This is a genomic window from Pseudomonas sp. PDM25 (assembly GCF_019219045.1).
Lineage (GTDB): Bacteria > Pseudomonadota > Gammaproteobacteria > Pseudomonadales > Pseudomonadaceae > Aquipseudomonas.
On the sequence record NZ_JAHUWL010000032.1, the window covers coordinates 1 to 15325 of the forward strand.

Genomic DNA, 15325 nt, shown 5'->3' on the forward strand with positions numbered 1-15325 from the left:
TCGAGTTTTTTATCGCCAACGCGGATGTATGGGCGAATGACATCAGGTTCGCAATTACCCCGTTAACCCCGAGACCTGCATCGATTTTCTGTAGCGCCAACCATCCACTTGTGCGCAAGAAACAACCAATCACCTCAGCGCTATTGCTCGATCACCCCTGGGCATTTATTAACCTTACTGAAACAACCGAAAACCATATCCGCCACCTGCTAAGCCTAGCTGAAGATACGGCACTGCCCATTGGCTTGAATTGCAATGACTTCAACCTGCTGCGCAATGCAACATTAAAAAACAACTACCTTTTATTCACGTGGAATGACTGGCTGGCTGACGATCTAAAAGAAGGAGTGATCGTTGATTTGAAATATCAGCTCACCCCAGAAATACCGCAGGAAACATTCTATCTCAACTACGCGATAGTACAGGTGGCCGGCAAAACCCTATCTCCAATAGCGCAGCGTGCGATCACTCTTATTCAAGAATTCGCTCAGGAACCGATTCCTTTCGACCCGACAAGTTAACATTGGGCACACATACAAGATTGAATTGAATCGGGGTAAGCCAATGCGCTCCCCTGCTGAGCGGGCGGTTCAAGCAGCCTGTTTTCCGGCCTTCATTCGACTTCACCCGTCACGGGCCCCAGCGGTGCTTGGTCGAAAAACTCGATGGAGCCAACCGCTGCGCACATAGGGAGACCAAATGGCACGCGCAACGCCCCCTCCGACAGGTCAAGCACCGCGGTCACTGGGGTCAAGCAGTTGTGCCCCGGATAGACACCCCCAGACACCCAATGCAACAGCATGGCGACCTCAACCCCAGGAGCGACCGCGACCGGTAGCAATACCGGTCCGGGGTGCATTCCTCGCGGGAGACGGCGCTCAACCGGCAGTCGCCGGCCACCAGGTCCTTCGAACCTTAACGTCGGCAGTGCGCCAAGCTGACAGGTGTGAGGCCCGTTGTTACGCAGAACCAACAAAGTGCCACGTTGTGACATGCCGTCAAATACGCCATCCCGGTCATCGAAATGGGCATCCAGCTGACTGGCCTGACAAGCACTTCCCTTATGGCCCGTCTCGGCTTGTACAGGGGCAGGCAGCACGACAGCTGTGGCCAGGAACGCCAGCGGCCAGGTGTATAAACGCGATAGACCTTTCATTCTACTTTCACCGGTAGGCCGCCTGACGCTGACGAATGCATCTGGTGGACTTGAACTTGCTGAGGTTATGAAGGTAGCACGCAGCGATAGAGAGGTAGCTGAACGATAACGCCATCACTCTAAAGCTCAAGGTAGTGGTCAACTGTGACCGGGGCGAGCCGCCTGAGCAGGCGCTCCATCGACGCGAGCTCTCCCGACGATTCTTGCCGGGGAGCTCCCGATGAAGCCAAAACCGTTGACGAAAACAGTTCAGACCCACTTGATCTGACAGCCCTCGGCATGGCGTAAAACGTTTGATGTGCAGGTGGACGCGCGGCGCACCGACGCCTGGCGTTTACTAATATTCAACGGCGAGAGGTGAGACGCCAGAATCAAACAGCGAGACGTCACAGAGCGCGTATTAGCGAAAGACGATAATCCGAGAGCGACCTACAAACCGCCGCTCGACGAGATATTGAACTCAAGGCTGCTGCCGTGTTGCCGCCAACACGATCTCCCGGATGCACACATGTTGCGGCTGCTCGTAGGCATAACGAATCGCTGAGGCGACGTCGTCGGCACTGAGCACGGTGCCGCCCATGTCTTGCTTCCAGGCCTGATAACCGGTTTTGATCGCTTCGTTGGTGGTGTGGCTGAGCAGCTCGGTTTCCACGGCGCCAGGTGCAATGGTGATCACTCGCACGTTGTGCGCTGATAGCTCTTCACGCAGGTTTTCCGAAATGCCATGGACCGCGAACTTGGTGCCCACGTAAGCCACATGGTTGGGAAAGGTCTTACGCCCTGCTACTGAGCTGACATTGATGATGGTGCCGTGCTTACGCTCGATCATGCCGGAGACCACCGCGTGGATACCATTGAGCAGCCCCTTCACATTGACGTCGAGCATTTGCTCCCATTGCGCCGGGTCCTGTGTGTTCATCTCGCCCAGTAGCATCACTCCAGCGTTATTGATCAACCCGTCGGCGGGGCCGAATTGCGTTTCAGCTTCACTGACAGCCGCCAACAAGGCACTGCGTTCGGTAACGTCGACGCCACGGCACAAAGCATTCGGCAGCCCTAGCGCCTCCAGGCGATCGATGCGCCGGGCGAGCAGCAGCAATGGATGGCCCGCCGCCGAAAGCATCCGCGCCGCCGCTTCGCCAATCCCCGAACTGGCTCCGGTGATGATGATCAATGGTTTGGTCATGTGTGAATCTCCTGAAATACGAAAAATAAATAACTAAGCTTGGCCCACAGTATATTTACTGTTTTTAAGGCTGGAAAATGCCTTATTCCTCTCTCTAGCATCGGAATAAACTATGGATATCCGTCATCTCAAGGCCTTTCTGGCCGTCTTTGAGGAGCGCAATATCACGTCGGCGGCACAGCGTTTGTTTATCAGCCAGCCGACGCTCTCGGTGACCATCAAGCAGCTGGAGCAAGAGTTGGGTGCGAAGCTGTTCATTCGCCAGCCACGGGGCGTAGAGGTGACTGAAGAGGCGCGAGTGCTGTATCCACAGGCGCGGCGAATGGTTGCCGACGCCATGGCTTTGAGCCGATTATTTCGTGCAGGTGAAAGCCGCGCACTGCTCGAGCTGGGTGTGGAAGGTGACATTGCTGACAGCCACATCGAAGGGTTTATACGTATGGCCCATCAGGCGCTGCCGAATTTGTTACTGACCCTGAAAGAAGGTTGCCAGGGCGATGCCCGCCTGGCCGTGGAAGAGCTGTGCTGCGAGGACGAATTGTTCCTGCCGCTCTGGGAGGAGTCCTACGTGATGACACTGCCCGTCGAACACCCCATGGCGCAGGACTCAGAGCAACAGCGTTGGACACCGATTGACGACTGGATCACCTGCCCGCAGCACGTATCCCATCAACGATTGATGGCCGTGTATGGCCGTTCGCCAGGGGCGGTGGCCGGGAATGCCGGATCATTGAAGCAGGCGCTGAATATGGTCAGCGCGGGTATCGGAGTGGCGATGCTGCCGCAATCGTTAGTGAGCGAACATAAAGGGGTGGTGGCACGTGCCTGGCACCTGCCGATGCCGACTCGCCGCGTCGGCCTCTGTTATGCCGCGCAGGCTCTGGAGCTGCCTACGCTGCGAACCTTGCACGAGTATTTTCAGTCGAATCGGTCAGTGCAGTTTTCTGCCGGTGTCCCAATACTTACGCCTGCATGATTATGCGTTACACCAATGTGCCCTCAGTCGCCGGAACCAGGAGGCATAGGGGATGTGCACCCGGATAGTCGCACGGGCAAAACAACGCGCCCTTTGAGTCTACAACGGTAGGTGCCCTGTTCGCCTGCGCAAAAGGTGGGTTCTTGGTTAGCGGAAATTCATCGGGTAACCCTGGCGAGCAACACCAATGCCTTTGAAAATCATAACAGTGACCCCTGATACAATTGTTGGAACAATGCACCGATGGAGCAGGTGTTCTAGAGCTTGAAAACTGATGGATACTGGCCAGGGGCTTAGTTGATACACAACGCTTTTTCTGAGAACGGATATGAATACGGAATTGATGGAAGAAGAGATGCGACGGGCGCTATTCGGTAGATCTGAGCCTCCCGCGTCGGCAATTAATACACACATGCAAGCCGTCACGGATGTCGCGATGGTGAAACCGATAACAGCAGCGAAAAAAGCAGGTGTCGAAAGGCTTTACTCCCAGGCTAAGAGTTACGCTGCGCGTCGGAAATGAATTTGAAGGCAAGATGCACGAGATGGTACATGAGGCCGATACGCTGAGCTCCCTGGTTGCGGAGCAAGAAGCGACTAAGATGGCCAGAAAGAAATTCAGGTTCGTGGAAGTGGTATCGATCAAGTCGATGTAAGTGGGCGAACTGACTTGGCTCACTCGCCAGGCACAAAATCGCGTTCGGGTAGCGGGAGATAGTTACAGGGTGTGTGGCTGGCCTTAAAACGACCTAGCTCTGTAGGCGCTCTCGATATTGAGACGCCACTGTCCATTTTCAGAGGTTAAGTTAGCGAGATTGCCCTTGACGAGAGGGCCCGATACGCTCAACTTCACCGCACTACACAGTGCGGGCATGGCTCTCGCCGAACAGTGACGTAACGCTTTGAAAGGACTTAAAGTTGGATACTACACAGGCTCAGATTCTACGTGATCAACTCCAGGGGGTGGAGGTCGGTGGCTGGCTGATCGATGGTTTCCATGGCAATGGGAAATCGGCTGTTGTTCTCCCTGCTCAGAAAGGCAATCAGCGAGGAGCAATCAAGATCTTCCATCCCGAGCTGGTTGAGCGTTACGGGAAGGACGTGCAGCTGGAAAGAATCATGCGTGAGAAGAGCCTGGTTGGTGCTGTGCATGACAACCTCGTCCAAATCTTCGATGGCGGGGAATGTGAGGCGACGGGCTATCTGTATGTCGTGATGGAAAGCCTCCCGTATCGCAATCTTCACGAAAGGTTGATAGAGGTTCCCATTGAGGTAATGCCGAAGATCATTGCTCAAGTTGCCTCCGCTGCCCGTTATCTTGAGGATCGCGGGTTAGCCCATCGAGACATCAAGCCCGAGAACATTGCTATCTCAGATGACTTCTCGCGTGCGGTGTTGCTAGATCTAGGTGTCCTTCTTCCCATTGGCGTTTCCAATCTTACCGACGTAGATCAGCGCATTTTTATTGGCACCCTGCGGTATAGCTCTCCTGAGTTCCTGCGCAGAGAAGAGGAGGACACCATCGAAGGGTGGCGCGCCGTCACCTTTTACCAGATTGGTGCAGTGTTGCATGACCTTCTTATGAAGAAGGTTTTGTTTTCCGAGTTCAGTGAGCCGTTCCCTTTACTGGTGGAAGCGGTCAAGAGTGAAACCCCTCATATCGTTTCTGAGAATAATCGAGCTGTCCTCCTTGCGACAAGATGCTTGGTCAAGTCTCCAGTAACTCGATTAGAACTCGTGGATTGGTCGGATTTCAACATGGCTGAGAATCCGGTCAGTGATGCTCTGGCCAGATTGGAACGCATCAACCAAAGACAGCGATGCGCTAGGGAGGCTCCGATTACTGGAAGTAATGCCGGCTGGGAGGCGGATCGGAGGTTGAAGCATTTTCTAGACGATCTGACCAAGAGATTTGAAACTCGGGTGGCCGCTTTGCTAAACGGCGCGGCGTGTTTCCCCCTGCGTACGACTAGATCTGAAAAGTCACCCGAGCAGCGCACATGCACTGTATGCCTAGGGTTCGAGCAAGCCCCGGATCTCGGATTGCCCCACCGTCTCACAATTTTGTTTGAAATGACGTTCATAGATGAAAACGCAGGCACACCTATTTTCCGCGCAGCATCTGTTGGTGCCCTTTCAAACGACGAGCTAAAGAGCTCGGCATTGCGGGCTTCAAGTGTTTTCTACACCGGTGACATTGCTGCTTTGCTCGATGGCTCACCTCTTGAGCAAGTGCTGTTGGCTTATCTGGAAGCCGCTTATGAGGCCGGTGAGCAAGGCCATGACCCCAGTGGTGACGCGCTTGTCTATTTAGTTCCAGAACAATAAGGATCATTGGCATGTCAAACACGTGGTGGAGAGACGAGGATGAGCTGGCCAAAGAGCAATCGGATCTGCTAGAGGTGCCTGCTGATCAGAGTCTGTTGATCAAAGGCCCTCCTGGCAGTGGAAAAACTAACCTACTACTGCTCAGGGCTAATCAGCTTTTCCTAGGCGACCATCCGAATTTGTACGTCGTAGTATTCGGCTCATTGCTAAAAAATTTCATTCAGATTGGAGGCGCGCAATACAAATTTCCGGCAGATAAAGTGGTGACGCACACCAGCTTGTTCAAAATGATCTTACGGCTCGAAAGTGCCGACTTTGACGACCAGAACTTGCCCCTTGAAGTCGCACGGAAACGTCGAGCAGATGTGCTTCAGGAACTTATCGAGAAAGGGCAAGTTGGGGCTCAATTTGACGCGTTGCTTTTGGATGAAGCCCAAGATTACACACCCCAGGAAATACGTCTGCTCTCCCAGCTGACCTCAGTTCTGGTAGCTACGGCGGATAGTCGACAACGAGTCTATGATGTTGAGGATTGCTCAGAGGAGCTGGGGAAGAGCGTTCAGATAGAGCATCAGCTGACCTATCATTTCCGTAACGGTAGGGACATCTGCCGGGTGGCCGATGGTATTTATAAGGGCTCGCCCCAATATGCGCCCATGCTTCCCCACTCCAATTATCCAGAGGCAGACTACCCATCTAAGGCGACGCCTAAAGACGGACTGTCACTGCATGATCAGATCCGCGCAATGGTCGCTCAGATCAGGGATCAAAGATTTGCTTATCCTGATGATTTAATCGGCGTACTCGCGCCAAGAAATGCGGAGCTTGACCTTATCGAACAAGGCCTTGTCGATGCTGGACTCGGTGACCTAATCACCAGAGCCAATGCGTCGAATCGCTTCGAGCCTTCCCGACGGATTTGGCTCTCAACACTGACTGCCGCTAAAGGGCTGGAATTTCGTGCAGTTCACATCGCTGGCCTCGAATACCTGTCCAAAATGGGTCGTGTTCAAAAGCGTCTGATCTTCACTGGTGTCACGCGTGCCAAAACAGCGCTCACGTGCTATTGGCATGAAAGCGTACCGGGTTACTTTGAGTCAGCTTGCAGGTCTGTTGTCGAAACTCCAAAAATAGTCACCAGAAAAAGCATATTTGGGAATTAACTATGTGGCATTTAAAATTTTCCAAGCGTGACTTTGTTGAGTTTTGGTTAGGAAGTAATAAAAAAATACTTGATAAAGCCCGCCGATCGTCTTTTGCTCAGACGATTGCTGATGATGATGATGACGTCGTGAGTGCCTACTGGGCTCAGGAACCGTCAGCCGACTATTTTTTTCCAAGCGTGATCGCGGCTTCTGAAAGCGTGCTGACCTTCATTTCCATGGCTATAAACGCTAGTCCGACTGCGCCAACGCCGATATCAGCATTCAGTCGCATGGTGTTGTCCAGCGACGCAGAAAGTTATTTTCTCAAGTCGCAGATGAAATTATCCGACTGCTCCATTGCTGCCATTGTGGCTGTTTCAATGGCAGAGGCGACTATGCATTCAGACGGGAGATTGGGCGTGAGACAGCTTAGCTCCGCTGCGTGCAAGCGAACATTGGGTTATGCGTGGGGCAAAGCTGTAACTGCTCAAACCCGAGAGCGGAATTTCGATAGGATCATAGCTAGATGGTCTGATACCTACGGAATGATCAATGCTCAATCGCCATCGGAAGGCCTTCGCTCAATCATTTCTGCAGAGGTTGGTGTACTGAGCACGTACGTGCAATTGTCCTACGGGCTACCACCATCGAGTGACGCGGCCAATCTGGCCTATGTACTCAATAGCAAGAGCAAACATTCACTTGAAGACTACTGGCGTCGATTGTCGACATCCCTCAGCTTCGATATCAGTTTAGAAGCGCTTTCTCAGTCTACGAGAGAAGAGAGAGGCACGTATCTTCAAGAGGCTCTAAACCTCGCCAGCTCGTCACCTCGTAATGAAACATTGGCAGCGACTTGTGCCTTTATCGCAACTCAAGTAGCACCTGGATCATTGGAACATATGGAGCTGCTCAAACATTCAGCTACCCCTGAAGTAGTATTCTGGTATGCGCTCTATGCAGGACTTCAGTCGCCCAACGAGATCATGGCTGGTCTAGGTGGACTCGGTTTTAGGATTTATCGAGATATTGCTTCAGTTGAGGAACGACTCTCTCCTCCGACTTCCGATATTTGTTATGAAGAACTCAAGGCCCTAGAGCGTAGTGGTATTGCAAGCTTATCCAAGAAATTTGGTCAGGTGGGTGTGGTCGAGGTTGAGCTACTTCCGATGGTCAAGGCGAGCTTTAGCTACGGCTTAAAACAGCAGCCTATGAGTCGCCACGATAATGGATATCAAGGGGGGGCAGAGAGAGATAGATACCAATCTACTGGGTTGAGCCAAGCCAATAAGCTCAAGCTTGAGCAAGCGATCGATATTCTATCTCAGCTTGCAGATAGTTCTTCCGACGGTGGCGATGATCTTTATGGCGCGCATGGGTCGAAGAAAGTGTCGAAACGCAGGGGCTAGGGGCTGCAAGTGACCTAAACGCTATGGATAGGCTTCTCCTTGCTCATCTAGCGAAACATTTGGAGCAAGCCGTCTTCAAAGAAAAAAGGGCTCCGCAGGGCCCTTTGCCATTAGTGCCAGCTTCTTAAGGAAGCCTAGACTCTAGCGTGTCTGGGCCATGCTTGGCCTTTGGCATCCCATCTTGCTCAACTAAACCGGTTGCCACTTATGCGGTAGCAGCTCCGCGATATGACTCGCCCGCTGCGTCGGCATGAATAGCCCCGGATTTCCCAGATACTTGATGACCGCTTCTGGCTGTTCTCTGCCCGTCATGGCCACGAAGCATGATGGTCAAATCCGATGCAAATGGCTGCTGATGTCGAATGCAAATGGATGGGCAAGTCTGTGCAATTACCCACTTGCCAACCTACGCCAGAATGATGTTAATGTGCCTTCCTATCAAAGATGGCATAGGCAGGGACTCTTATGCACAGTGACATTGAAGTACCCAGTGTGCTTGGGAGCATAGTCCGTTGAGCACCTTTCCAGCAGCGAGTGATCGCCAGAGTGCAGTACGCCTTCTCGCCTGTATAGATGCGGCGTCTACGCAAGTAATTGACTCGTCTTGGGGGCCGGATGTTGTAGCAACCCTCCGTGCCCAATCTCGCCTCCAGGCTTTGGATTTCTGGATGCGGAACCCCGATTATCTTGCCAACGAACTATTGAATGAGTTCGAGGCAACTGGCGACCCAAATTCAATAGAACTGGCGCAACAGATACTTGATTCCCGCGAACCCGATTTGCGCCGTCTTCCAATGGTTCGTTTTCTATTTGGCGCCTTCGAGCCGCTGGACAACGCGTTGTCCATTCTTCGGGCAGCTGAGTTCATCAGGATCAAACGCCAAGGCACTCCAGGCAACGTACAAGAGCACATCTACCTACTTACCACCAAAGGCCGGGATGCGATGAAAGCACTATCGGCGATGGCTGAAGAACTCGCCTGGTATAGAGACCGAGCAACAGTCGTCGCCAGGGTCGCTGGCGATACGGGCGGCAAGGCCCTCAAAGATCGCCAATACCTTCAGGCCGAGTACGCCGACACCGAACTCAAGCATGTCATCGCTCCTATTACAGAACGTGTTCGCATTCGTCTGGACGTACTACTGCAAGGAAATGCTGCATGACCATGAGTTGGATTGAGACGGTCGCCGATAGCGCCGGCCTGCCAATTGCAGAAGCAGAAGCAATGCTTCAGCAACGCAGAATCTTCGGAGATCGGCCAGCGCGCCCGACCCCCACCCTAACGATTTCAGATGTGGCGTTCAAAGGCGAAAAGCAAGGAAAGTTCAAGGGCTCAATTGACTTTAGCTGGTCCAATCTGGGCACAGGAGTCTGGGCAGTTGCCAGTCACGGCAGCTCGGGACAATCCAACTTGGTCGGCAAATCAAGTGTGCTTGAAATCATTCTGTGGAGCCTGCGAGGGGACGCCAAAGCGCTTCAGGATGATGTACGAAGCTGGCTGTCCTGGGTAAACGTCTCCTTCAAGTTGGATGATCGTCAGTACGCTGTCGAATTTGAGGTGCTGGGCAAAAAACCCAACGGGGCCCTGAAAAGGTTGCGCCCCGATGGAACATTTGATGATGTAGACCGATTCAGCAGCGACGAAGGGTTCGCTGCTGCAATGTCTCGATTCATGATGAGCACCTTTGACCTTGAGCCTATCTCTTCCCGAAAAGACAACGATGAGGGCGGGATTACGGTATCCCACGGATGGACAGCCCTTTCCGGCGCACTCTACTTTGGAGGAGACCACAAAGCCCTATTAGGCGATGTCCTCATGGCGGGACTACCTGGACGCATGCTTCAACTCTACATAGGCCTGCCTTGGGCCAGTACTGTTATGCAGGCTGGAACAGCGAAAAAAGAAGTGGAGCAACAGCTTACCTACGCGAACCGAAACCACTCAGTCCGAAATGATCGAGCATCTGACTCAAGGGAGCGTATTACTAAACAGCTTGATAACGCGCGCCTCAAACTCTCATCAGCAGCTGATAACAGCGCAACGGCAGAGTCATTAGATCGACTAGCTCTCGACCTAACTGAGCAGTCCAAACTAGCAGCAAACTTAGAGCAGCTATCTACCCGTGCGGAGTTAGATCTCGCCACGTTGAGAAGCATTGCAGACCAAGACGAGCGTGCACTCAGAGATCTACGTGAGAACGTCATAACAACCGCTTTCTTCAATGGCCTAGAGCCGAGTTGCTGCCCTCGCTGCGAAAAATCTGTACCCAAAGAGCGGATAAAACGCGAAACCACAGACTTGAGTTGTTCTCTCTGTTCCGAACCAATAACCCATGATCAGCAGGACGATAGCTCGGACGCACTTGAAGCCGCAGAATCCCGTGCCAAAGCCTCCAGACAAGCGTTCCGAGAGGCGAAGGAGAATGCCAAGGAGGCTCAGAGAGAGGCAAAACTGGCAGTAGAAAAACTGGTCTCTACTCAGGCAAAACTGGCAGCGGTGAGCGCCAGCAACCCGTTTCGACAACAACGGGAAGCAGAACTTGTTGTAGCTCGACTCGAAGGTGCTCTACAAGAATACACTGCTAACGCCCCTGCTCCAGAACCGCCCCGCGATGCTTCATTGATCGATATCGCACTAAAGGAAGCCAAAAAAGCTTTTGATGCCAGCAAAGGTGAGCTTATGGATGCGCTCAACGAAGAAATACTTCGCCTTGCCAACGAATTTGGTGCGCTCGGGCTGGAGGCAGTTGACCTTGGGTCTGATGCAAGAATGAGCGTACTCAAAGGCGGCCAACGATCGTGGTTCAGCAAACTTACGACTGGTGAACGCCTCAGACTGCGTATCGCCACGGCCATTGCGTTACTGCGAGTTGGCCAAAAACTCGGCGTCGGCCGACATCCCGGCTTGCTGATCATTGACTCTCCAGGCTCTGAAGAGACCAGCGACCGTGACCTAGCCAAACTGCTCAGCGAACTTCGGCGTGTCGCCGGCGAAACCACGGGCTTACAGATATTTGTAGCCAGTGCGAATGCACCTGCAGTGATCTCAGCGCTTGGGGACAAACAATGCCGCGTCGCGCCGGAAGGCGGCTATGTCTGGTAAGAGTTCGACTGTTCTGAGCGTCATTGAAGTGCATCTACAGACGGATGCACCATTAACCATTGCTTCGTTCGGCGGCCTCAAATCTCTCATGGATCAGGCTGACATCCTGGTTGCAGCTCCTTATCTTGATGTGATCGCCCAACTGACAAGCAACTCCTCACCGGAAGATTCTTCCGAACTGGACAAGTTGCTGCTGCGAGGCTTTGCCGAAGGTCAAGACCCATCTGCTTTGCGCGCCGCTACCGATACGGTAATCCATGACATCGCACTCCGCAGTCGAGTGCGCACGCAACTGGCGGGTGTGCTGGAAAAGCGTATCGAAATGCAATCAACCACCAAACAGGCATTAATCGCGGCCTATTCGCTGGAGGCGTTATTTCGACTTGCCCTTACAGGCGCTATCTCCAAACTCATCCCGCTGAAGATCCTAGCGTGCATCACCCCTAGCGCAGACGGATTGTTTGCACAACACGCTGCAAAGCTGGCCGGGGCCGCTTTCCACATTTGGGCGGAGGAGGATCTGCTTACAACTTTGGATAATCTGCGAACAGTAGAGGACGCCGAAGGCGAAGCTTCTTTTGAACTAGCCCTTGCCAGGATCTCTCAGGCTCTGAATTCTGAAGTCTATGACCAAGTACTAATGTATTTGGATACAGCGAAAGGTCTTCTTCGCGATGCTCGACTAGCAGATGAAGATCGCGCTGACGCAGCTGCATACGAAGCCGTGATCGACATTATTCAAGGTTTCTCCATAGGAACGGCGGGACATCTAATCAGCGGCAGCGTTGATACCCTCATCCAATCCGTTTCCGATCACAACCGTCAACTGGGAAACCAATTACTCCCAGAATGGCTAGTTGGAAGAACGGATCGAGAAATTCAATGGGTGCGTCTGACGAGGTCAGTTCAACAAGCTGCCAAGGATCTGACACGCCCTAGCTGGCTCAAAGCCTGGTCTGTCATCGAGAACCTGCTGGCGGTGTATGACGCAGACCGTTCCCTCAGTACCACGGGGGGGCTCGGCCAGCTCCTTAGACCACGAATAGAATCCAGCTTCGTAAAGGAACGAGGTCAACTAGCCCATCTTGACGATCTATTGTCCGGTTCCAACTGGGATCCTGATCAACAGAGCACCGCGAGTGCGTTACGCCACCGTGTCACACAAATGTCGGAGATCAACGCCTCATTGGATGGTTTAATGACGGAAGGAAATTACCCCATTCTCTGTGAGCTACTCAAAAGCACTGAGCTACCATCGGAATGGTCAGGCGAGGCACTGCGCACTGTTGAAATAGCATTGAGCCAGCGTCGCTTCACTACCCGAGACATCAGCAATCCAATTGTTCAGCGACTCCTCAAAAATACTTCCGATAATCTAGGACGTTGCCAGGACTACGAAGGCGAAGTCCGTGATCACTTCGATGAATTGCTCCTGCAAGTACTCCTCTTTTGCCACAACCGTCAAGACGCCGGACTCAAAGAACTACAAGAGCTGGGTAAGTATCTACGCGACCCCGATGCAACTGAATTCAACCTGCAAAGAGACTTGTGGCAATGGCTATGCGGCAACTACCCTCACGCCGACATCAAGACGGAGGTTGAAGGGGTCGCGACAGGGCGAGCAGACATTTACGTTACCTTCGGTGCATTCCGTATCGTCTTTGAGATGAAACGGCACCATGGGCATCTCGATCGAACATCAGCGAAAGGCTATTGCAATCAAGCCGTCAGCTACCAAAACACTAATGTGAAGCTCGGCTTCTTGGGAGTCTTGGAAATCGCTGAGCGCGACGGACCACCACCTAGTCTCGAGGAGTGCGTTTGGTATGAGTCCGTAGTACCAGAAGGTAGCGAAATTGTTCGTCATCTCGTCGTTTTTCGAGTTCCAGGGAATCTCAAACCACCTTCATCAATGTCCCCAAAAACTCAGAAGCCTAGAAAGAAGACGCCTCAGGTTAAAGCCGTTCCCCAGCCCCCAGACTGAATCCTGCAATCCAACTCCTATCTGTATCTGAATCGCTCCTGAGTTCTCAGGCACATCGAATGTCTGCTTCTGGGCCGATAGCTGCCTACAGTGAGTGGCAAATACAGACCTAAGGGCTTCGATGGAACAGGGCAAAACACTCCCCCCGTTCGATCATGGAGCCCTATACAGGGCTCATTATCCCCTGCTACAACCAAACGCACGGCATCGCTGACCGTACTCCTTGGTCTCAGCCTTGCAGAGGTAACTCACCCGATGGAAGTATCGATCCATCTCCTCCGAATCATCCTGAGAGAGGTGGAATGTGGCGTTTGCAGGGATATCCATTCAGTTTCAAACTTTTGAGCCTGCGATCTATCGGCATGGGACGCACAGCAGAAATAGGTAGGAATCCCCGGGTCAACGAGCAGATAAGTGCTATCGTTTTCATGGCATCCCTACCTAAGTCAGCGTTCGTCGCCGTGCATGAGCCTGACTATCGATCCTACAGTTGTACTGGTAGAACGCTTCACCAGCCGTCTAAAGCTGTCACCCGCCACAAGCTGACGAAGCGCTCTCCAGTGCAACCGCGATTATTTGAGTCGCTCAGACTGTACCGTCTTGAGCCAACAGTTAACGCAACATGACAACCCGCCGCTTCCTCGCGTATCGATCAGGCTGGCCACGCGCTGGTAAACATCAGGCTGGATAAGACCATTGCAGCGATAACACCGGTAAAACCTCGGGACAAGGGCCTTTTCCTGTTCGTGGTGAGACGTATCGCTCCATTGAGGCGGCCCGTAATAATCCTTTGCTTTGCCCACAATGGCGGGATACTAACAAACTTAAGTACGGTTGGTCGGTGCAGGACAGCATCTTCCACTATTCATTTCCCAACACCGCTCGAGGCCCGCTCACAGCAGTGATGAGCTCGCCCAAGGACCATGTCGACTCTCTCAGACGTAATATCCCCAATTGCACCAGCGATCTACAAACCGCCTCTCGACACCGACTACCGCCACAGCCACGTTGACCATCGCCATAGTGCTTAGTCGCGGCTTTGCACAAGTAGCTCGACCGACGAAAGAACTCGTCCTGACCAAGGTAGTTCTGCCGAGTCAGGTGGAACGTGGCCGCTCTGGGGATATGCAATTCGTTAACGAGACGGCTGTACAGGTTCGTACGCTCAGGCCCGATACGGCCCACAGAGCGATAAGCATCACAATTGAGCAACTCAATGCGGTGGTAATGCGGTAGACCCTCCTGTCCAAGCCCCCTCACCCAGAAGAGCCTGACACAGCTGTCATGGGCCGATCGACTCAATCTACCAGCACACTGACGATCATGATTGATCTGCGCCTCCAGCGAGCCCCTGAAGCGCGGTATGACCCTACTGGTCATAGCATCGCCAGGTAGGTCCTGGCCATGAGGCAATCTCAAGCTAGACCTGAAGGCAAATACTCGGGCGTAGTCATTCAAAGCGTATTGCAGCGTCTGGTACAACTTCTCCAAGTGCTGCGCAATGAAGGGCCCGTTTCAATCATGAGTGCGTAGCCATCTCAGACAGCTAGCCTGCGCAACGCACCTTTACGCAAACACTTCGCCCCCATGGGCTTGAGACGCACGTGCTGAGCATCCTTGACCAGGTAGCACATCGCGTAATGGACATGGGGACGAATCTCCGGATCGCTCTGAAAGATCATGCCGATACCCAGCTCGTATTGCTCCTCTGCCTTGCCCTGCTCCTGCTCCTTCTTACCGTACTTTTCTTCCTTGTCGTGATTGCAGCTGTCGAAGTAACCCTGGCCTTGCGTAATCCGCGCCCACAAGTCACCTATCTGCTGAGCCTTGTAGACATCCCTGCACACCTCATTACCATTGAAGAAGTAAGCCGCATGGATGTGATAGCCCCGATCATCACCCTGCTCCACTGCACAGATGTAGCCAAGGAGGTGATCAAATATCGGGTTACGCTCATGCTCCGCCGTCATCCGGTCAAGATCATCGAAGACTCGCTCGACTCGCAGCCTGAGCTGAACTGTCTGGTAGTAATACAGAT

12 protein-coding genes and 2 pseudogenes are annotated in these 15325 nt (G+C 53.0%); 9 read left to right on the top strand and 5 right to left on the bottom strand.

The genetic code is table 11. The annotated features are described in order from the left end of the window. The coding region (locus KW848_RS30615) for a LysR substrate-binding domain-containing protein (RefSeq protein ID WP_218539068.1) at positions 1-521 on the top strand (521 nt) is incomplete at its 5' end. A 92-nt stretch (positions 522-613) separates the two neighbouring features. On the opposite strand, the gene KW848_RS32670 is transcribed toward KW848_RS30615, so the two are convergent. After that, a complete protein-coding gene (locus tag KW848_RS32670) occupies positions 614-1156 on the bottom strand; it encodes a DUF4232 domain-containing protein (protein WP_218539069.1) in 543 nt (180 codons plus the stop codon). A gap of 460 nt (positions 1157-1616) precedes the next feature. Then, entirely contained in the window at positions 1617-2342 is a 726-nt protein-coding gene (locus KW848_RS30625; protein ID WP_218539070.1) for an SDR family oxidoreductase, read from the bottom strand. A 112-nt stretch (positions 2343-2454) separates the two neighbouring features. Here KW848_RS30625 and KW848_RS30630 point away from each other — a divergent pair, with 112 nt between their 5' ends. The 8 genes and pseudogenes from KW848_RS30630 (at position 2455) to KW848_RS30660 (ending at position 13287) form a co-directional block, all read left to right on the top strand. Then, the gene (locus KW848_RS30630; protein ID WP_218539071.1) at positions 2455-3318 is read left to right on the top strand and encodes a LysR family transcriptional regulator; all 864 of its coding nucleotides are present in this window, start codon (positions 2455-2457) and stop codon (positions 3316-3318) included. A 328-nt stretch (positions 3319-3646) separates the two neighbouring features. Further along, positions 3647-3974: pseudogene (locus KW848_RS32060) on the top strand (hypothetical protein). Between the two features lie 262 nt (positions 3975-4236). After that, positions 4237-5646 carry a protein kinase gene (locus tag KW848_RS30635; protein ID WP_218539072.1) on the top strand — a complete coding sequence of 470 codons (1410 nt, stop codon included), beginning with the start codon at positions 4237-4239 and terminating at the stop codon, positions 5644-5646. An 11-nt stretch (positions 5647-5657) separates the two neighbouring features. Then, positions 5658-6809 (top strand): ATP-binding domain-containing protein, encoded by a 1152-nt coding sequence (locus KW848_RS30640; protein WP_218539073.1) that lies wholly within the window; start codon positions 5658-5660, stop codon positions 6807-6809. Between the two features lie 2 nt (positions 6810-6811). Further along, on the top strand, positions 6812-8200 hold the full coding sequence (locus KW848_RS30645) for a hypothetical protein (RefSeq protein WP_218539074.1): 1389 nt from the start codon (positions 6812-6814) through the stop codon (positions 8198-8200). 668 nt (positions 8201-8868) lie between these two features. Next, positions 8869-9363 carry a hypothetical protein gene (locus KW848_RS30650; protein ID WP_256365336.1) on the top strand — a complete coding sequence of 165 codons (495 nt, stop codon included), beginning with the start codon at positions 8869-8871 and terminating at the stop codon, positions 9361-9363. Next, positions 9360-11303, top strand: coding sequence for a hypothetical protein (locus KW848_RS30655; protein WP_218539076.1), 1944 nt, complete (start codon positions 9360-9362; stop codon positions 11301-11303). The genes KW848_RS30650 and KW848_RS30655 overlap by 4 nt, the downstream gene beginning before the upstream one ends. Next, a complete protein-coding gene (locus KW848_RS30660) occupies positions 11293-13287 on the top strand; it encodes a hypothetical protein (RefSeq protein ID WP_218539077.1) in 1995 nt (664 codons plus the stop codon). The genes KW848_RS30655 and KW848_RS30660 overlap by 11 nt, the downstream gene beginning before the upstream one ends. Before the next feature lie 177 nt (positions 13288-13464). On the opposite strand, the gene KW848_RS32675 is transcribed toward KW848_RS30660, so the two are convergent. From KW848_RS32675 to KW848_RS30675, 3 genes and pseudogenes are all read right to left on the bottom strand, one after another. After that, a complete protein-coding gene (locus KW848_RS32675) occupies positions 13465-13614 on the bottom strand; it encodes an inovirus-type Gp2 protein (RefSeq protein ID WP_218539078.1) in 150 nt (49 codons plus the stop codon). A 534-nt stretch (positions 13615-14148) separates the two neighbouring features. Further along, positions 14149-14778: an inovirus-type Gp2 protein gene (locus KW848_RS32680; protein WP_218539079.1), complete on the bottom strand. Its 630-nt coding sequence runs from the start codon at positions 14776-14778 to the stop codon at positions 14149-14151. 47 nt (positions 14779-14825) lie between these two features. Beyond that, positions 14826-15325: pseudogene (locus KW848_RS30675) on the bottom strand (inovirus-type Gp2 protein); the annotation flags it as partial.